The following is a 16,995-nucleotide window of genomic DNA, read 5'->3' as shown; positions in this document are numbered from 1 at the left end:
CCGCCGTCACCGCCGTCGTCGCCTCCGCCCTCGCGGCCGGGATGCTCGTCGCGCCGCAGTCCGCGTCCGCCGACGAGATCCGCATCCACGACATCCAGGGGAAGACCCGGACCTCCCCGCTGGCCGGGAAGCAGGTGACCGAGGTCCCCGGCACCGTGACGGCGGTCCGCGCCTTCGGCTCCTCGCGCGGCTTCTGGGTCCAGGACACCCGGCCGGACCGCGACCCGGCCACGAGTGAGGGCATCTTCGTCTACACCGGATCGACCACCCCGGCGCTCGCGGTCGGCGACGCGGTGCTGGTCTCCGGCATCGTGGCCGAGTACTACCCCGGCGGGGCGAACGCCGGGCTCCAGTCGATCACCCAGCTGACCAAGGCGACCTGGACCGTGCAGTCCTCCGGCAACGCGCTGCCCGCCGCCTTCCGGCTCAACGCCTCCTCCATACCCAACCGTTACGCCCCCGAGGCGGATGTCGAGCACGGCAACATCGAGGGTCTGGAGCTCAACCCCCGTTCCTACGCCCTGGACCGCTACGAGTCCCTGGAGGGCATGCGGGTCGCCGTCCGGAACGCCCCGGTGACCGGCGCGACCAGCGAGCACAAGGAGCTGTGGGTCACCGCCGAGCCGCGGCACAACCGCACCGAGCGCGGCGGGGTGCTCTACCACTCCTACCGCGACCCGAACCCGGGCCGGGTCAAGGTCGCCTCCCTGATCCCCTACGCCGAGCGCCCGTTCCCGGTGGCCAACGTGGGCGACCAGCTGTCCGGGACCACGGCCGGCCCGCTCGACTACGACAACTTCGGCGGCTACGAGATCCAGGCCACCGAGCTGGGTCAGCTCGCCGACAAGGCGCTGAAGCGCGAGACCACGCGCAAGCAGCGGGCGGACGAGCTCGCGGTGGCCACCTACAACGTGGAGAACCTCTCCCCCAAGACCCCGCAGGCCAAGTTCGACCGGCTCGCCGCCGCGCTCGTGCACAACCTGGCCGGGCCCGACATCGTCGCCCTGGAGGAGGTCCAGGACGACAACGGCCCCACCAACGACGGGGTCGTGAGCGCCGACGCCACGCTGAAGAAGCTCACCGAGGCCATCGTGGCCGCGGGCGGCCCGGCCTACCAGTGGCGGCAGATCGACCCCAGGGACGACCAGGACGGCGGGCAGCCCGGCGGCAACATCCGGCTGGCCTTCCTCTACAACCCCGAGCGGGTCTCCTTCACCGACATCGCGGGCGGCGACGCCACCACCCCGGTGAAGGTCGTGAAGGACGGCGGCAAGGCGACCCTGTCCGCCTCCCCCGGCCGCATCGCCCCGGCCGACGAGGCGTGGAACAACAGCCGGAAGCCGCTGGTCGGCCAGTTCTCCTTCCGCGGCAAGCCGATCTTCGTGGTCGCCAACCACTGGAACTCCAAGGGCGGGGACCAGGGGCTGGACAGCCGGTTCCAGCCCCCGGCGCGGCCCAGCGAGACGCAGCGCGTCGCACAGGCCAAGGCCGTCAACGGCTTCGTCAAGGAGCTGTTGGCCGCCGACCCGCGCGCCGACGTGGTCGTGGCGGGCGACCTCAACGACTACGCGTTCTCTCCGGCGCTGCACGCCCTCACCGAGGGCAAGGTCCTCACCGACCTGGTGAACACGCTGCCGCTCGACGAGCGTTACGGCTATGTCTTCAACGGCAACTCGCAGACGCTGGACCACATGCTGACCAGCCGCCACCTGCGCAAGGTCGACTACGACATCGTGCACATCAACGCCGAGTTCGCCGACCAGGCCAGCGACCACGACCCGTCGGTCGTCCGCATCAAGCCGTAGCGACTCTGAAGCATCACGCCAGAACAATTAAATAGACCTGCGCGACGAGCGGGCCCAGAATCCAGCGGAAAGACCCCGATCCCCAACGGAGTGTGACCGCCATGTCTCTGGGCCCGTTCGGCCGTACCCTCGCCGCGATGATCACGCCGTTCACCGACGCCGGTCGGCTCGACCTGGACGGCGCCCAGCGTCTGGCCACCCGCCTGGTGGACGAGGGCGGCTGCGACGGCCTGGTGCTCAGCGGCACCACCGGCGAGTCGCCCACGACCAGCGACGCCGAGAAGGAGGCGCTGGTCCGCGCGGTCGTGGAGGCAGTCGGCGACCGCGCGATCATCACCGCCGGGGTGGGCACCAGCGACACCCGGCACACGGTCGAGTTGGCCCAGGCCGCCGAGAAGGCCGGCGCCCACGGGCTGCTGGTGGTCACCCCGTACTACAGCCGCCCGCCCCAGGAGGCGGTGGCCGAGCACTTCCGCGACATCGCCGACGCGGTCGGCCTCCCCGTGATGCTGTACGACATCCCGGGCCGCACCGGCACCCGCATCGAGCCGGAGACCATGCTGCGGCTGGCCGAGCACCCGCGCATCGCCGGGGTCAAGGACTGCGCGTACGACCTGCTGGGCAGCTCCCGGGTCCTCGCCCGCACCTCGCTCGCCTACTACTCCGGCTGCGAGGAGCTCAACCTCCCGCTGTACGCGATCGGCGGCGCCGGCTACGTCAGCACCGTGGCCAACGTCGCCGGCCCGCAGATGCGGGCCGTCCTCGACGCCCACGACAGGGGCGCGGGCGCCGAGGCGGCCCGACTGCATCAGCTCGCCATCCCCCTGGTCGAGCTGATGATGGGCTCCGGACTGCCGGGCACGGTCACCACCAAGGCGCTGCTGAACGCACTCGGGGCCCCCGCCGGCCCGGTCCGGCCCCCGCTGCGGCCCGCCGGCCGGGAGGTGACCGACGGGCTGCTCGCGGCGTACGAGACGCTGGTGTCCTCGCACGCGGCACCGCGCGGCGCCGCGGTCAGCGGCGGCTGAACACCGGCTCCCAGCGACCGGGGGCCTCGTCCGACGCCTTGCGGAAGTCGGTGAGCGGAACGACCTTGTCGCTCTTGAGCGAGACGAGCTGAAGCCGGTTGCGGAACTCGTTCTTGCCCGAGCACTTCTTCGGGTCGCAGCCCCAGGCGATCAGACGGTCGGCGTCGGCCCAGGCGAGCAGCTGCTGACCGGCGACGAGCTTGACCCGCTTGCCGGTCCTGGCGTCCAGGATCTCGGAGGTGATCGCGCCTCCCTTGCCGGCGAAGCCACCCGCCACATGGCGGCCGTCGGGAGAGAGCCCGGCCTGCGTGTAGCTGACGTACTTCTCGGCGGCCGGGGCCGGCACCCGCTTGCCGTCCAGGTCGTAGAAGATGCGGCCCGGGGAGGAGAGGCTCGGCCCCACGACCAGCGAGCCGTCGTGGCTCCACTCCAGGTCCTCACGGGTGTTGGTGAAGGTGTCGGCGGCGGAGGGCAGCTTGCGCCACTTCGACGCGCCGGAGGCGACGTCGATGGCGTAGAAGCCGGTGTGGCCGAGCACCGGGCCCGCTTCCTTGTCCGAGCCCCCGTCCTCGTCCGTGGTGAAGTACGGCTTTTCGAGTGTGAGGTTGTCCGGGTTCGTGTCATAGGTGGTGGCCAGCAGCCGCCTGCCCTCGGGCGACCACTTCACGGACGCCACTCCGCGGTCCAGCTTGATCCACCGCTCGACCCTCCCGGTGGAGAGGTCGAGCAGCCCCACCCGCTTGGCGGGCAGCTCCCCCTCCAGGACGGCCGCCTTCTTCAGCCCCGGAGCCACGTCCAGCCAGGCCCACGACGTCATCTCGTAGCGGCCGGTGGCCGGGTCGAGCAGGTGCCACTGGTAGGTCAGCAGCTCGTCGCCGCCCTGCTGCCGCACCTTCGTGGTGCGGTAGAAGGCGGAGACGGCGGTCTTGCCCGCGGCGATCTGGTCGCGCGGCGGCGACTGGTCGGGGTGGGCCAGCACATCCGGGCCGGTGGCCTGCGCCGCCGGCCGGACACCGCCGCCGTCGCCCGCGTTCTCCAGCGCGGGCACCGCCACCGCGGTACCGAGGATCGCGGCCGCGGCCACTGCGGCCCCGACCACACCGCCGACCTTGCGGCGGCGCCGGGCGCGCAGCACCTGGTCGGCGAGGTGGGGGGAGGGCCGGACGCCCTCCTGCGGCCACTCCTGGAGCGCGTCGCGCACCAGCTCCGTCATCTTTTCGTCGTTCACGGTCATGCCTCCGCGGTCGAAAGGTCGCGTGCGGCCCGGCCGGTGCCGGGCCCCGCGGCGAACAGCTCGGGGGACAGCTGGCGCAGTCGCGCCAGCGAGCGGTGCGTCGTGCTGCGCACGGTGCCGACCGAGCAGCCGAGCAGCGCCGCCACCTCGGCCTCGGGAAGGTCCTCGAAGTAGCGCAGCACCAGGACGGTGCGCTGGCGGGCGGTGAGCCGGGACAGCGCGTCGCGGATCACGATCCGCGTCTCCACGACGCCGGCCCCGTCGACCACGCCGCGCTCCGGCGGAGCGGCGACGGTCACCTCGCGACGCGGCCAGCGCAGTCGCCAGCGGCCGACCTGCTGCCGGTAGAGCACCTGGCGTACGTACGCCTCCGGTTCCTCCACGCGGTGCCAGCGCCCGGCCGTCTTGATGAGCGCGTTCTGCAACAGGTCCTCGGCCTCGTGCTGGTCTCCCCCGCAGAGCAGCATGGCGAGCTTCAGCAGCGCGGGCGACCTCGTCGCCACGAACTCCCTGAAGTCCTTCTCACGCTCGGCATCCATCGTCACCATCGTTTCGTCGACTTCCTCTGGGCGGCTGCGCCTTACCGGCGCCGTTCGCCACCCCTTGAGACGCGTGTGACTGCCGCCCACTATGTCGCCGCGGTGAAAAAAGTTTCCGGAACGCGCGAGCGGCCCGCGCCGGGGTCCGGCGCGGGCCGCTCGACGGCGGTGCGGGCGTCAGTTGTGGCTGTGCAGCGCCTCGTTGAGGCCGCCCCAGGAGCCGCTGCGCGGGAGCGCCTCGACGGTGCCGGTGGTGGAGTTGCGGCGGAAGAGGAGGTTGGTGGCGCCAGAGAGCTCCAGCGCCTTGACCACCTGGCCGTCCGGCAGGGTCACCCGGGTGCCGGCGGTGACGTACAGGCCCGCCTCGACGATGCAGTCGTCGCCGAGGGAGATGCCGATGCCGGCCTCGGCGCCGAGCAGGCAGCGCTCACCGAGGGAGATGGTCTGCTTGCCGCCGCCGGAGAGGGTGCCCATGATCGACGCGCCGCCGCCGATGTCGGAGCCGTCGCCGACGACGACGCCCGCGCTGATCCGGCCCTCGACCATGGAGGTGCCGAGCGTCCCGGCGTTGAAGTTGACGAAGCCCTCGTGCATGACCGTGGTGCCGGCGGCGAGGTGCGCGCCGAGGCGGACCCGGTCGGCGTCGCCGATGCGCACGCCGGTGGGCGTGACGTAGTCCGTCATCCGCGGGAACTTGTCGATGCTGGTCACATTGAGCTGGAGGCCCTCGGCGCGGGCGGCCAGCCGGACCTTCTCGACCTGGTCGACCGCGACCGGGCCGAGGTTGGTCCAGGCGACGTTGGCGAGCAGCCCGAAGACGCCGTCCAGGCTCAGGCCGTGCGGCTTGACCAGGCGGTGGGAGAGCAGGTGCAGCCGCAGGTAGGCGTCGTGCGCGTCCAGCGGCTTGTCGTCGAGCGAGGCGATGACCGTGCGGACGGCGACGACGTCGACCCCGCGGCGCGCGTCCAGGCCGGTGGCCCGGGGCGCGGCGTCGCCCAGCAGCTCGGCGGCGCGCTCGGCGGTGAGCCGCTCGGTGCCGGAGGGGCCCGGCTCGGACACCAGCTCCGGGGCGGGGAACCAGGTGTCGAGGACGGTGCCGTCGGCGGCGATGGTGGCGAGGCCGGCGGCGACGGCGCCGGTGGAACGAGGGGTGTCAGGTGCGTCGGTCATGGTCGAACGCTAACCGGACAGGGCGGCCGGAGGCGAACCGGTCTCACGCCGGTGACCCCTGACCGCGCGGGCACGCCCGCCGGGGCCCTGAGCCCCACATCCCGCCGCGACGGCGAACAGCCCCACGAGGGCGCGGACCTGCGGTGTCGAACCGGGCTCAGGGCCGGCGGCGCGGACCGGCGGTGCCCGACCGGGCTCAGGGCCGACCGCCACCGGCCAGGGGCGCACCGTGCCCAGCCCCGGTCCGGGGCGAGGAGGCAGCGGAGCGCCGAGGCCACGGCACCGCTCAGCCGAGGAGCGCCGCCAGCGCCGAGCGCGCGGCGTCCCGGTCGTAGGGGCGGTCGGTCAGCAGGGCCTGGAGGATGAGGCCGTCCAGCAGGGCCACCACGGCTCGTGCGGTGGCGGGGGTGGCGGTGTGCGGGGCGAGGATCCGCGCCATCTCGTCGAGGCACTCGGCGGCGATGGGGCGCACCGCGTCGCGGCGCAGGGCGGCGAGGTAGAGCTCGTACTCCAGCCGCGGCCGCGCGCGGTCGCCGCGCAGCAGTCCGCCGGTCAGCTCGGCGAGCGCGTCGGCGAGCGGGCGGGTCGGGTCGAGGGCCTCGGCGCGGCGCCGCAGGTCGGCCAGCCACTCCTCGTTGACCTGGCGCAGCGCGGCGACCAGCAGCTCGTCGAGGCCGGCGAAGTGGTAGGTGGTGGAGCCGAGCGGCACATCGGCCTCCGCGGCCACGGCGCGGTGGCTCAGTCCGTCGATGCCGCTCCGGTCCACGACGCGGATCGCCGCGTCGATGAGGCGCTGGCGCCGGTCGGGGTCGTACCGCCGGGGCATCAGTGGGCTCCGCCGAGGTTGAGCACGAGGACGCCGGCGATGACGAGCAGCACACCGAGGATCTTCGCGGCGGTCACCGCCTCGCCGAGGAAGGCCATGCCGATGCCGGCGATGGCGGCGGTGCCGACGCCGGACCAGATGGCGTAGGCGGTGCCCACGGACATCGACTTGAGCGTCTCGGCGAGCAGCGCGAAGGCCACCAGGTAGCCGAGCACGGCACCCAGCGAGGGCCACAGCCGGCTGAAGCCGTTGCTGTACTTCATCGAGGTGGTGGCCGCGATCTCGGCGGTGATCGCCGCGGCAAGCGTCAGAGAGCCCATGCGTACGAGCGTACACAACGTTGCGTACGGCCGTACACATGCGCCCGACCGGGTGGTTGGCGTGGTCCCCTGCGGTCGCTGCGGGCCGCCGACGGCGCATCCCCGTGCGAGGCTCGACCGACACGTCGAGCGCGCCATCGACCCGTCGAGCGCGATGTGGAGGCACTACTCATGTCCCGACGGCGACGCCAGGCCCTCGCCGGTCTCCTCGCGGTGCCGGTCCTGACCGGGGCCGCGCTGGCCCTGTCCGGCTGCTCGCCCGGCGGAGGCTCCGCGCTGCCCCGGGTGGAGTCCGGCGCCAAGCGCGGAAAGGTGGAGTTCTCCCCGGGCAGGAGCGAGCCGGACAAGGGGAAGGCCGCCTTCCCCGAGGTGCCGGCGGGGCGCACCAGCGAGCTGGTGACCAAGGTCCACAACACCACCGACCACCCGGCGAAGGTCAGGGGCGCCTCCCTGGTGCCGACCGGGGCGACCCATCCCACCAGCGCGGACGAGCCGGCCGGGGGCGGTGCCACCGAGACCGCGGGTCGGGCGGCGGAGGCCGGCCGGCGCACGGAGGCGGGGGGCGGCCGGCGCGCGAGCCCGGACCTCGAAGTCCACCACGACAGCTGTACCGGCGTGACGCTCGCGTCGGGCGAGTCCTGTCAGATGCTGTTCGTCTACCGGCCCGCCGAGCAGGGCGTGCTGACGACGGAGTTCATCGTGGAGTTCGACGGCGGGACCCCCGACATCCGGGCCGTGGTCTCCGCCGTCGCCCGGCCGCCGGAGAAGGGCACCGGCCCAGGGACCCCGGGCGGGACCGGCACCGGAGACGAGACCGGGGGAACGACGCCGCCCAGCACTCCGGTGACCCCCGGGCCCCCGGGGAGCGAGGCCCCGCCGACGAGCGACGAGCCGACCGTCGAGCCGTCGGTGGTGCCCAGCCCCGACGTACCGCCCCCGCCGAACGGCGTCACTCCGTACTGACCGCCTGGAACGCCATGACCTCCACCCGCATCGAGGCGTCGTCGCGCCGCACCACCACCAGCTTGCGCACCGGCGGCCGGCGCGGCACCAGGTAATAACGCGAGTCCGAGGTCGTCAGCACCGTGAACCGGTCGTAGAGGTAGCGGTACGGGCGGTGTCCGGCGCTCAGCATCCGGTCCGGGGCGCCGAGCGCGGGGGTGCTCGTGTAGAGCAGCACCCTGGGCCGGTGCGCCGGCCCCGTGCGCAGGTCGCGCAGCGCGACGGCCCGGCCCTCGCTGTCCACGTACCAGGCCACGCCGGAGAACAGACTCAGCGTCAGCAGCGCGATCAACACGGCACCGACGACGCTCCACAGTCGGTTGCGCGCCGGCGGCCGCCGGCCGCCGTGGTCCGGAGGCTGCCCGCCGCGCCGCAGATGGAGCGCGAAGGACGCCAGCAGCGCGCCGAGCGCGCCGACCAGCGGCGCCATGTACCACCCCGGCCACTGGTAGGACGCCGCGAAGGCCAGCAGCAGCAGGAGGCCGCCGAGCGCCCCCGTCGCCCGCCACATCCGGCGACGCCGCCGCCGCGCCTCGTGGCCGACCAGTCGGCGGTCGACCAGTCCGAACAGCAGCACCGCGAACAGCCCGACCAGCAGCAGGATCCACAGCGGGAAGAAGGTGGCGTTGGGGCTCGCCAGCAGGTACTCCTCCGTCGAGAGGCCCAACTCGCCGACGGAGATGCCGAAGACGGAGTAGTAGGCGTTCATCCGGGTGCGCCCCATGTAGTACAGCAGAGCGAGAATGACCGTTCCGGGCGCGACCACGATCGCGGCCTTCTCCAGGAAGGTCTTTCCGGCCGGCGGGAGCCGTTCGCTGCGCTCTTCCACGTCGAACCCAACGCCACCGGCCGCACATGGTTACGAACCTTTCAGCTGACGGCGATTCCGCCGAGAGCGTGCACCCCTTCCGACGGTCGCGCCGGGCGGGGCACAGTCGCGGCATGCGACTTCTGATTCTGGGCGGCACGGAGTTCGTGGGACGTGCCGTCACCGAGGCCGCGCTGGAGCGCGGTTGGCAGGTGACCGTCTTCCACCGTGGCCATCACGAGCCGCCGTCGGGCGTCACCGCGCTGCACGGCGACCGCCGCGCCCCGGGCGGCCTGGCGGCACTGGCCGAGGGCGAGTGGGACCTCGTCGTGGACACCTGGTCCGGGGCGCCGTCGGCGGTGCGGGACGCCGCGCGGCTGCTCGCCGACCGGGCCGACCACTTCTGCTACGTCTCCAGCGGCTCGGTCTACCGCTACCCGTCTCCGGTCGGGCACGACGAGGACACCCCCGTGGTGGACGGCTCCCCCGACGACGGCGACGAGGTGGACTACGCCCGCGCGAAGCGCGGCGGCGAGCTCGCCGCGGTCGCGGCCTTCGGCGCCGAACGCACGCTGCTGGCCCGCGCGGGGCTCATCCTGGGCCCGTACGAGAACATCGGCCGGCTGCCGTGGTGGCTGAACCGGGTGGCGCGGGGCGGGCCGGTGCTCGCCCCCGGCCCGCACAACCTGGCATTGCAGTACATCGACGTGCGTGACCTGGCCGACTGGCTGCTGGGCGCCGCCGAGCGCCGTCTGAGCGGCCCGTACAACCTCGTCAGCCCCTCCGGGCACGCCACCATCGGCGAGCTGCTGGAGAGCTGCGTCAAGGCCACCGGTTCCACCGCGGAGCTGCGCTGGACGAGCCCGGAGGAGATCCTGGCCGCCGGGATCGAGCCGTGGAGCCAACTGCCGGTGTGGGTGCCGCCGGGCGAGCTGCACGACGCGCTCCACCGCGGGGGCGTCACCAAGGCGCACGCCGCGGGACTCCGCTGCCGCCCGGTCGCCGAGACGGCGGCCGACACCTGGACCTGGCTGCGTGGCCTGGGCGGACGCGCTCCCCAACGCCCGGACCGTCCGGTGGTCGGGCTGGACCCGCGGACCGAGGCGGAGCTGCTGGCCCGGCTCTCCTCCTGACGCAGCGACCCCGAGACGCGCAAAGGCCCCTGGCGTATGCCAGGGGCCTTACCGCACTGCTGCGGTCGGATGCCGGGGGAGAATCCCGGAATCCGGGCGGAGCGCTGGGCTCAGACGTTGAAGCCGAGCGCGCGGAGCTGCTCGCGGCCGTCGTCGGTGATCTTGTCCGGACCCCACGGCGGCATCCAGACCCAGTTGATCCGCAACTCGTTGACCAGGCCGTCCGTCGCCGACTTCGCCTGGTCCTCGATGACGTCGGTCAGCGGGCAGGCCGCGGAGGTCAGCGTCATGTCGACGGTGGCGATGTTGGCGTCGTCCACGTGGACGCCGTAGATCAGGCCCAGGTTGACGACGTCGATGCCCAGCTCGGGGTCGACGACGTCGTAGAGGGCCTCGCGGATCTCGTCCTCGGTGGCCGGCTTGGTGGTCGCCGCCTCCGCGGGCGCCGCCGTCTCGGCCGGCGCCTCGACCACGGCCTCGGAGCGGGTCTCTGCCGTCGTGTCTACGTTCTCGCTCATGCGGTCTTCCTCGCAGCCTTCTCGCCCAGCGCCTGGGCGGTGGCGTCCTTCCAGGCCATCCAGCTCAGCAGGGCGCACTTCACCCGAGCCGGGTACTTGGAGACGCCGGCGAACGCGACCGCGTCCTCCAGCACCTCCTCCATGGCGTCATCCGGTTCGATCTTGCCCTTGGACTGCATCAGCTCCAGGAAGGTCTCCTGGATCCTGCGCGCGTCGTCGAGCTCCTTGCCGACCAGGAGTTCGTTCAGCACCGAGGCGCTGGCCTGGCTGATGGAGCACCCCTGGCCCTCGTACGAGACATCATCGATCGTCTCGCCGTCGAGCCGCACGCGCAGCGTGATCTCGTCGCCGCACGTGGGGTTCACGTGGTGCACCTCGGCGTCGCCATCGCGCAGACCGCGCCCGTGCGGGTGCTTGTAGTGGTCCAGGATGACGTCCTGGTACATCGAATCCAGCTTCACGAGGCAGCCCCTACCCGAAGAAGTCGCGAACGTGCTCCAGGCCGTCGACCAGGGCGTCCACCTCGGCCGGCGTGGAGTACAGATAGAACGACGCTCGGGTGGTCGCCGGAATTCCGTACCGCAGGCACACGGGGCGGGCGCAGTGGTGGCCGACCCGGACCGCGATGCCCAGCTCGTCCAGGACCTGACCCACGTCGTGCGGGTGGATGTCGCCGAGCGTGAAGGAGATCGCGGCGCCCCGGTCCTCGCCCGTGGTGGGACCGATGATGCGCAGGTCCGGGACCTCCAGCAGCCGCTTCACGGCGTACTCGGTCACCGCGTGCTCATGCGCGGCGATCTTGTCCATGCCGATCGCGGTCAGATAGTCCACGGCCGCGCCGAGGCCGACGGCCTGGGCGATCGGGGGCGTACCGGCCTCGAACTTGTGCGGCGCGGGGGCGTAGGTGGACGAGTGCATCGAGACGGTCTCGATCATCTCGCCGCCACCCAGGAACGGCGGGAGGTCCTCCAGCAGCTCCTGGCGTCCCCACAGCACGCCGATGCCGGTCGGGCCGCACATCTTGTGGCCGGTGAAGGCCACGAAGTCGGCCTGGAGCGCCTGCACATCCAGCGGCATGTGTGGGGCGGCCTGCGAGGCGTCGATGACGACCAGCGCGCCGACCTCCTGCGCCCGGCGGACGATCTCCTCGACCGGGTTGATGGTGCCCATGATGTTGGAGACCAGCACAAACGAGACGACCTTGGTCTTCTCGGTGATGATCTCCTCGATGTTGGACAGGTCGAGGCGGCCGTCGTCGGTGAGGCCGAACCACTTCAGCTTCGCGCCGGTGCGCTGCGAGAGCAGCTGCCACGGAACGATGTTGGAGTGGTGCTCCATCTCGGTGATGACGATCTCGGTGTCGCGGTCCACCCGGTAGGGCTCGTCGGCCCAGCCGAGCATGTTCGCCACGAGGTTGAGCGACTCGGAGGCGTTCTTGGTGAAGATCACCTCGTCCCGGCTCGGCGCGTTGACGAAGGCCGCGACCTTGTCACGGGCGCCCTCGTACAGCGCCGTGGCCTCCTCGGCGAGCACGTGCACGCCGCGGTGGACGTTGGCGTTGTGCTGCTCGTAGTACTCGTTCAGCACATCGAGCACCTGACGCGGCGTCTGGGAGGTCGCCGCGTTGTCGAGGTACACGAGCTTCTTGCCGTCGTGGACCAGCCGGTCCAGGGCGGGGAAGTCCTTGCGGATGGCCTCGGTGTCCAGGAGACCCGGCAGTTGCGTCACGCGGATACGCCACCCTTCACGTACGACTCGTAGCCCTCTTCCTCCAGCTTGTCCGCGAGCTCCGGGCCGCCGGACTCGGCGATCCGACCCGCCGCGAACACGTGGACGTGGTCGGGCTTGATGTAGCGCAGAATGCGCGTGTAGTGGGTGATCAGCAGGGTGCCGACCTCGCCCGTCTCGCGGACGCGGTTGACGCCCTCGGAGACGATGCGCAGCGCGTCGACGTCGAGGCCGGAGTCGGTCTCGTCGAGGATCGCGATCTTCGGCTTGAGCAGCTCGAGCTGGAGGATCTCGTGCCGCTTCTTCTCACCGCCGGAGAAGCCCTCGTTCACGTTCCGCTCGGCGAAGGCGGGGTCCATGTGGAGGCGCTCCATGGCCTCCTTGACCTCCTTCACCCAGGTGCGCAGCTTGGGCGCCTCGCCGCGGATGGCGGTGGCGGAGGTGCGCAGGAAGTTGGAGACCGAGACGCCGGGGACCTCGACCGGGTACTGCATGGCGAGGAAGACGCCCGCGCGGGCGCGCTCGTCGACGGACATCTCCAGGACGTTCTCGCCGTCCAGGGTCACGGTGCCACCGGTGACGGTGTACTTCGGGTGACCGGCCAGCGAGTAGGCCAGGGTGGACTTGCCGGAGCCGTTGGGGCCCATGATGGCGTGGGTCTCGCCCTGCTTCACGGTCAGGTCGACGCCGCGCAGGATCTCGCGCGGACCGTTCTCGGCCTCGACGGAGACGTGCAGGTCGTGGATCTCAAGCGTTGCCATGGGTGCCTCAGGACTCCTGGGTGACGGAGACGAGCACGTCGTCCCCTTCGATCTTTACGGGGTATACGGGGACCGGGCGCGTCGCGGGCAGCCCGGACGGCTTGCCGGTGCGCAGGTCGAAGCTGGAGCCGTGCAGCCAGCACTCGATGGCGCAGTCCTCCACCTCGCCCTCGGACAGCGAGACGTTCGCGTGCGAGCAGATGTCGTTGATCGCGAACACCTCGCCCTCGGTGCGGACGATGGAGACCGGCGTGCCGTCGAGCTCCACCCGCTTGGGGGTGTCCTCCTCGAGCTCGCTCAGCGCGCAGGCGCGGACGAAGGCGGCGGTCATGCTACGGACGCCCCCAGCTCGGACTCGATCTTCGCGATGAGGCGCTCCTCCAGATCGGGCAGGCCGATCTGCTGGACGAGCTCGGCGAAGAAGCCGCGCACCACCAGACGGCGGGCCTCGTCGGCCGGGATGCCGCGCGCCATCAGGTAGAAGAGCTGCTCGTCGTCGAAGCGACCGGTGGCCGAGGCGTGGCCGGCGCCGACGATCTCACCGGTCTCGATCTCCAGGTTCGGCACCGAGTCGACGCGGGCGCCGTCGGTGAGGACCAGGTTCCGGTTGAGCTCGTAGGTGTCGGTGCCCTCGGCGGCCGCACGGATGAGCACATCGCCGATCCACACCGCGTGCGCGTCCTTGCCCTGCAGCGCGCCCTTGTAGGCCACGTTGCTACGGCAGTGCGGGGTGTCGTGGTCGATGAAGAGCCGGTGCTCCTGGTGCTGACCGTTGTCGGTGAAGTACAGGCCGTACAGCTCGGCCTCGCCGCCCGGGGCGTCATAGATGACGCGCGGGTGGAGCCGCACCAGATCGCCGCCGAAGGTGACCACGACGGACTTGAAGCTGGCGTCGCGGCCGACCAGGGCGGTGTGCTGGCCCAGGTGCACGGTCGTGTCGTCCCAGTCCTGGACGGAGACGACGGTCAGCTTGGCGCCGTCGCCGACGAGGAACTCGACGTTGGCGGCGAGCGTGGTGTCACCCGTGTGGTCGATCACCACGACGGCCTCGGCGAAGGCGCCGACCTCGACCACCTGGTGGCCGAAGGCGACCCCGCCCTCGCCGTGCACGGAGATCCGCACCGGCTCGGTGAGCACCGCGTCCTTGGCGATCGAGACGATCGACGCCTTCTCGAAGGAGCTGTACGCCTGGGCCGCGACGCGGTCCACCGGCTTGCCGGCCTTCCCCAGGCGCGCGTCGTCACGACCGACGGTCTCCACGGTGACGCCGTCAGGGGCGGTCACCGTGACCTTGACGCCGCCGCCGTCGGCCACGGCGGTGCCGTCGTGCAGCCCGCGCAGCCGCTCCAGCGGAGTGAAGCGCCACTCCTCCTCGCGGCCGTGCGGCACCGGGAAGTCGGCGACGTCGTACGACGCGGGCGCGCTGACCCGGGCGTCGGTGGGCTGTCCCACCTGGATGGCGCCGTCCGTGGTGCTCCCGGCCGGAATGGTTTCAGCCATGGCTGTCGTACAGCTCTCTTTCTGCCTAATTGTGTTCGCTCGCCTCCGGGTGCTCAGCCGCGCACCCTTCAGCTCGCTCACGTTTTCGTCGGGGCGAGGGTGGCTGGGCCGGGGTCAGCCGACCGCGCCCTCCATCTGCAGCTCGATCAGCCGGTTGAGCTCCAGGGCGTACTCCATCGGCAGCTCGCGAGCGATCGGCTCGACGAATCCGCGCACGATCATCGCCATGGCCTCGTCCTCGGACAGCCCTCGGCTCATCAGGTAGAAGAGCTGGTCGTCGCTGACCTTGGAGACGGTGGCCTCGTGACCCATGGACACGTCGTCCACGCGGACGTCCACGTACGGGTAGGTGTCCGAGCGGGAGATCGTGTCCACCAGCAGAGCGTCACACAGCACGTTGGACTTGGCGCCCTCGGCGCCCTCGCCGATCTCGATCAGACCGCGGTAGGACGTGCGGCCGCCGCCTCGCGCCACCGACTTGGAGACGATGTTGGAGGAGGTGTTCGGGGCCATGTGGACCATCTTGGCGCCGGCGTCCTGGTGCTGGCCCTCGCCCGCGAAGGCGATGGACAGGGTCTCGCCCTTCGCGTGCTCGCCCATCAGGTAGACGGCCGGGTACTTCATGGTGACCTTGGAGCCGATGTTGCCGTCGACCCACTCCATGGTCGCGCCCTCGTAGGCCACGGCGCGCTTGGTGACCAGGTTGTAGACGTTGTTCGACCAGTTCTGGATCGTCGTGTAGCGGCAGCGGGCGCCCTTCTTCACGATGATCTCGACGACCGCGGAGTGCAGCGAGTCCGACTTGTAGATCGGCGCGGTGCAGCCCTCGACGTAGTGGACGTAGGCGTCCTCGTCGACGATGATCAGGGTCCGCTCGAACTGGCCCATGTTCTCGGTGTTGATCCGGAAGTAGGCCTGGAGCGGGATCTCCACATGCACGCCCTTGGGGACGTAGATGAACGATCCGCCGGACCACACGGCCGTGTTCAGCGAGGCGAACTTGTTGTCACCGGCCGGGATGACCGTGCCGAAGTACTCCTTGAAGAGCTCCGGGTGCTCCTTGAGCGCGGTGTCGGTGTCCAGGAAGATGACGCCCTGCTCCTCCAGGTCCTCACGGATCTGGTGGTAGACCACCTCGGACTCGTACTGGGCGGCGACACCGGCGACCAGGCGCTGCTTCTCGGCCTCGGGGATACCCAGCTTGTCGTAGGTGTTCTTGATGTCCTCGGGCAGCTCTTCCCAGCTCGCGGCCTGCTTCTCGGTGGAGCGCACGAAGTACTTGATGTTGTCGAAGTCAATGCCGGTGAGGTCGGAGCCCCAGGTCGGCATGGGCTTCTTGTCGAAGAGCCGGAGGCCCTTCAGGCGGAGCTTCAGCATCCATTCCGGCTCGGACTTCTTGGCCGAGATGTCGCGGACGACCTCCTCCGACAGGCCGCGCTTGGCCGCGGCGCCGGCCGCGTCGGAGTCGGCCCAGCCGTACTCGTAGTTGCCCAGCCCCTCAAGCTCGGGGTGAGCAGTCTCCGTGGGGAGAGTCATTCGGGGTTCCTCCCGGCCGTGCTGGTCGATGGTGCTGTGGTGGTCTTGGTCTGGTGCTTCGGCTGCGCGCCGCTGCGCGGAATGAACGTGGTGCACACCCCGTCGCCGTGGGCGATGGTCGCCAGCCGCTGCACATGGGTCCCGAGCAGACGGGAGAAGACCTCGGTCTCCGCCTCGCACAGCTGCGGATACTGCTCGGCGACGTGGGCGACCGGGCAGTGGTGCTGGCAGAGCTGCTCGCCCCACTCGGGGCTCGGCGCGCTGCGCGCCGTGGCAGCGTACCCGTCCTCGGTGAGCGCCTTGGCGAGCGCCTCGGTGCGCCCGTCGGGGGCGGCGGCCTCCACGGCCGCGCGATACCCCTCGGCCTGGGCGGCCAGCCTCGCCCGCGCGAAGGCGGCGACGGCGGCCTCGCCCTGCTCCCCGCCTCCCGCGCTCTGCGCGATCCAGCGCAGCGCTTCGACGGCGAGCTTGTCGTAGGCCTGGTCGAAGGCGTCGCGACCGCAGTCGGTGAGCGCGAAGACCTTGGCCGGGCGGCCGCGGCTCCGGGCCCCGTAGACGCGCTTCTCGCGAGCCTCCACGACGCCCTCCGAGACCAGGGAGTCCAGATGGCGGCGCACGGCCGCCTGGGTGAGCTCCAGCCGGAGCGCGACCTCGGCCGCGGTGGACGGGCCGTGGTCGAGGATGGAGCGGACGACCCGGTTGCGGGTGCCGTGCTGCTCGTCGTGCGCGGACGCCGCCTGGACGGTCGCCGAGGCGGCAGCCGCGGGCGCGGTCGCTCGGGGCCGCGCGGCCGGCCCGGCCACGGGTCCTTCGGGAGCGTCACCCACGTTTTTCACAACGCCATTGTTGCGTAATTCCCCAAGGGGGCACAAGCCGCGAAGGGAGCGGCGCCGGTGTGCTGCATCACTTAGGCACACCTAACCTGACCTGCGAAAACGATCACTTTCCTTTGAGGGTTCGGTTCGCCTCCGGGCGCCCTCGGCGTCTGCCGAGCTCGACCGTGCTCACCTGCTCGTTTCCTCACAGGCTCCGCGCGCTCTCCCTTTCGGCAGCCGCGCGCCCTTCGGCTCACCCGCCGGTCCGGGGC

The 16,995-nt window shown here is 71.5% G+C and carries 18 protein-coding genes; 4 read left to right on the top strand and 14 right to left on the bottom strand.

The annotated features are described in order from the left end of the window. Positions 1-41: 41 nt before the first annotated feature. Both LRS74_RS26270 and dapA read left to right on the top strand, forming a co-directional pair. Entirely contained in the window at positions 42-1,805 is a 1,764-nt protein-coding gene (locus tag LRS74_RS26270) for an endonuclease/exonuclease/phosphatase family protein (RefSeq protein ID WP_277744944.1), read from the top strand. A 101-nt stretch (positions 1,806-1,906) separates the two neighbouring features. After that, a complete protein-coding gene (gene dapA, locus LRS74_RS26265) occupies positions 1,907-2,833 on the top strand; it encodes a 4-hydroxy-tetrahydrodipicolinate synthase (protein WP_277743311.1) in 927 nt (308 codons plus the stop codon). Here dapA and LRS74_RS26260 read toward each other — a convergent pair. The 5 genes from LRS74_RS26260 to LRS74_RS26240 form a co-directional block, all read right to left on the bottom strand. Then, on the bottom strand, positions 2,820-4,061 hold the full coding sequence (locus tag LRS74_RS26260; RefSeq protein ID WP_277743310.1) for a WD40 repeat domain-containing protein: 1,242 nt from the start codon (positions 4,059-4,061) through the stop codon (positions 2,820-2,822). The genes dapA and LRS74_RS26260 overlap by 14 nt on opposite strands. A gap of 2 nt (positions 4,062-4,063) precedes the next feature. Further along, positions 4,064-4,606 (bottom strand): SigE family RNA polymerase sigma factor, encoded by a 543-nt coding sequence (locus LRS74_RS26255; protein ID WP_277743309.1) that lies wholly within the window; start codon positions 4,604-4,606, stop codon positions 4,064-4,066. Between the two features lie 177 nt (positions 4,607-4,783). Next, positions 4,784-5,776 (bottom strand): 2,3,4,5-tetrahydropyridine-2,6-dicarboxylate N-succinyltransferase, encoded by a 993-nt coding sequence (dapD, locus tag LRS74_RS26250; protein WP_277743308.1) that lies wholly within the window; start codon positions 5,774-5,776, stop codon positions 4,784-4,786. 286 nt (positions 5,777-6,062) lie between these two features. Beyond that, complete coding sequence (locus LRS74_RS26245) at positions 6,063-6,602, bottom strand: TetR family transcriptional regulator (protein ID WP_277743307.1); 540 nt, start codon at positions 6,600-6,602, stop codon at positions 6,063-6,065. Next, positions 6,602-6,922: a multidrug efflux SMR transporter gene (locus tag LRS74_RS26240; RefSeq protein WP_277743306.1), complete on the bottom strand. Its 321-nt coding sequence runs from the start codon at positions 6,920-6,922 to the stop codon at positions 6,602-6,604. Before LRS74_RS26240 ends, LRS74_RS26245 begins: the two co-directional genes overlap by 1 nt. A gap of 171 nt (positions 6,923-7,093) precedes the next feature. Between LRS74_RS26240 and LRS74_RS26235 the strand changes: the two genes are divergently transcribed. Beyond that, positions 7,094-7,885 carry a hypothetical protein gene (locus LRS74_RS26235; protein WP_277743305.1) on the top strand — a complete coding sequence of 264 codons (792 nt, stop codon included), beginning with the start codon at positions 7,094-7,096 and terminating at the stop codon, positions 7,883-7,885. Here LRS74_RS26235 and LRS74_RS26230 read toward each other — a convergent pair. Next, complete coding sequence (locus LRS74_RS26230) at positions 7,872-8,753, bottom strand: hypothetical protein (RefSeq protein WP_277743304.1); 882 nt, start codon at positions 8,751-8,753, stop codon at positions 7,872-7,874. The genes LRS74_RS26235 and LRS74_RS26230 overlap by 14 nt on opposite strands. Before the next feature lie 113 nt (positions 8,754-8,866). Between LRS74_RS26230 and LRS74_RS26225 the strand changes: the two genes are divergently transcribed. Next, positions 8,867-9,865, top strand: a complete 999-nt coding sequence (locus LRS74_RS26225; protein ID WP_277743303.1) for an NAD-dependent epimerase/dehydratase family protein — start codon at positions 8,867-8,869, stop codon at positions 9,863-9,865. A gap of 110 nt (positions 9,866-9,975) precedes the next feature. On the opposite strand, the gene LRS74_RS26220 is transcribed toward LRS74_RS26225, so the two are convergent. From LRS74_RS26220 to LRS74_RS26185, 8 genes are all read right to left on the bottom strand, one after another. Beyond that, positions 9,976-10,383: a metal-sulfur cluster assembly factor gene (locus LRS74_RS26220; RefSeq protein WP_277743302.1), complete on the bottom strand. Its 408-nt coding sequence runs from the start codon at positions 10,381-10,383 to the stop codon at positions 9,976-9,978. Continuing rightward, positions 10,380-10,844, bottom strand: coding sequence for a Fe-S cluster assembly sulfur transfer protein SufU (gene sufU / locus LRS74_RS26215; RefSeq protein ID WP_144384589.1), 465 nt, complete (start codon positions 10,842-10,844; stop codon positions 10,380-10,382). Before sufU ends, LRS74_RS26220 begins: the two co-directional genes overlap by 4 nt. 10 nt (positions 10,845-10,854) lie before the next feature. Then, complete coding sequence (locus LRS74_RS26210) at positions 10,855-12,111, bottom strand: cysteine desulfurase (protein ID WP_277743301.1); 1,257 nt, start codon at positions 12,109-12,111, stop codon at positions 10,855-10,857. Beyond that, positions 12,108-12,872, bottom strand: a complete 765-nt coding sequence (sufC, locus tag LRS74_RS26205) for a Fe-S cluster assembly ATPase SufC (RefSeq protein WP_277743300.1) — start codon at positions 12,870-12,872, stop codon at positions 12,108-12,110. Before sufC ends, LRS74_RS26210 begins: the two co-directional genes overlap by 4 nt. 7 nt (positions 12,873-12,879) lie before the next feature. Beyond that, on the bottom strand, positions 12,880-13,203 hold the full coding sequence (locus LRS74_RS26200) for a bifunctional 3-phenylpropionate/cinnamic acid dioxygenase ferredoxin subunit (RefSeq protein ID WP_144384592.1): 324 nt from the start codon (positions 13,201-13,203) through the stop codon (positions 12,880-12,882). Further along, complete coding sequence (gene sufD / locus LRS74_RS26195; RefSeq protein WP_277743299.1) at positions 13,200-14,372, bottom strand: Fe-S cluster assembly protein SufD; 1,173 nt, start codon at positions 14,370-14,372, stop codon at positions 13,200-13,202. Before sufD ends, LRS74_RS26200 begins: the two co-directional genes overlap by 4 nt. Positions 14,373-14,486: 114 nt before the next feature. Further along, complete coding sequence (gene sufB, locus LRS74_RS26190) at positions 14,487-15,908, bottom strand: Fe-S cluster assembly protein SufB (RefSeq protein ID WP_277743298.1); 1,422 nt, start codon at positions 15,906-15,908, stop codon at positions 14,487-14,489. Further along, positions 15,905-16,744 (bottom strand): ArsR family transcriptional regulator, encoded by an 840-nt coding sequence (locus LRS74_RS26185; RefSeq protein ID WP_277743297.1) that lies wholly within the window; start codon positions 16,742-16,744, stop codon positions 15,905-15,907. The genes sufB and LRS74_RS26185 overlap by 4 nt, the downstream gene beginning before the upstream one ends. Positions 16,745-16,995 lie beyond the last annotated feature (251 nt).

The sequence above is a fragment of the Streptomyces sp. LX-29 genome (genome assembly GCF_029541745.1).
Classification (GTDB): domain Bacteria; phylum Actinomycetota; class Actinomycetes; order Streptomycetales; family Streptomycetaceae; genus Streptomyces.
This window is presented reverse-complemented; position numbering and strand designations above follow the sequence as displayed.

What these genes read in the sequence shown, in the direction of transcription:
- LRS74_RS26245 (WP_277743307.1), bottom strand. Translation starts at nt 6,602, where the DNA reads ATGCCCCGGCGGTACGACCCCGACCGGCGCCAGCGCCTCATCGACGCG.
- LRS74_RS26240 (WP_277743306.1), bottom strand. Translation starts at nt 6,922, where the DNA reads ATGGGCTCTCTGACGCTTGCCGCGGCGATCACCGCCGAGATCGCGGCC.
- sufC (WP_277743300.1), bottom strand. Translation starts at nt 12,872, where the DNA reads ATGGCAACGCTTGAGATCCACGACCTGCACGTCTCCGTCGAGGCCGAG.
- dapD (WP_277743308.1), bottom strand. Translation starts at nt 5,776, where the DNA reads ATGACCGACGCACCTGACACCCCTCGTTCCACCGGCGCCGTCGCCGCC.
- sufD (WP_277743299.1), bottom strand. Translation starts at nt 14,372, where the DNA reads ATGGCTGAAACCATTCCGGCCGGGAGCACCACGGACGGCGCCATCCAG.
- LRS74_RS26200 (WP_144384592.1), bottom strand. Translation starts at nt 13,203, where the DNA reads ATGACCGCCGCCTTCGTCCGCGCCTGCGCGCTGAGCGAGCTCGAGGAG.
- sufB (WP_277743298.1), bottom strand. Translation starts at nt 15,908, where the DNA reads ATGACTCTCCCCACGGAGACTGCTCACCCCGAGCTTGAGGGGCTGGGC.
- LRS74_RS26235 (WP_277743305.1), top strand. Translation starts at nt 7,094, where the DNA reads ATGTCCCGACGGCGACGCCAGGCCCTCGCCGGTCTCCTCGCGGTGCCG.
- dapA (WP_277743311.1), top strand. Translation starts at nt 1,907, where the DNA reads ATGTCTCTGGGCCCGTTCGGCCGTACCCTCGCCGCGATGATCACGCCG.
- LRS74_RS26225 (WP_277743303.1), top strand. Translation starts at nt 8,867, where the DNA reads ATGCGACTTCTGATTCTGGGCGGCACGGAGTTCGTGGGACGTGCCGTC.
- LRS74_RS26270 (WP_277744944.1), top strand. Translation starts at nt 42, where the DNA reads ATGCTCGTCGCGCCGCAGTCCGCGTCCGCCGACGAGATCCGCATCCAC.
- LRS74_RS26220 (WP_277743302.1), bottom strand. Translation starts at nt 10,383, where the DNA reads ATGAGCGAGAACGTAGACACGACGGCAGAGACCCGCTCCGAGGCCGTG.
- LRS74_RS26255 (WP_277743309.1), bottom strand. Translation starts at nt 4,606, where the DNA reads ATGGATGCCGAGCGTGAGAAGGACTTCAGGGAGTTCGTGGCGACGAGG.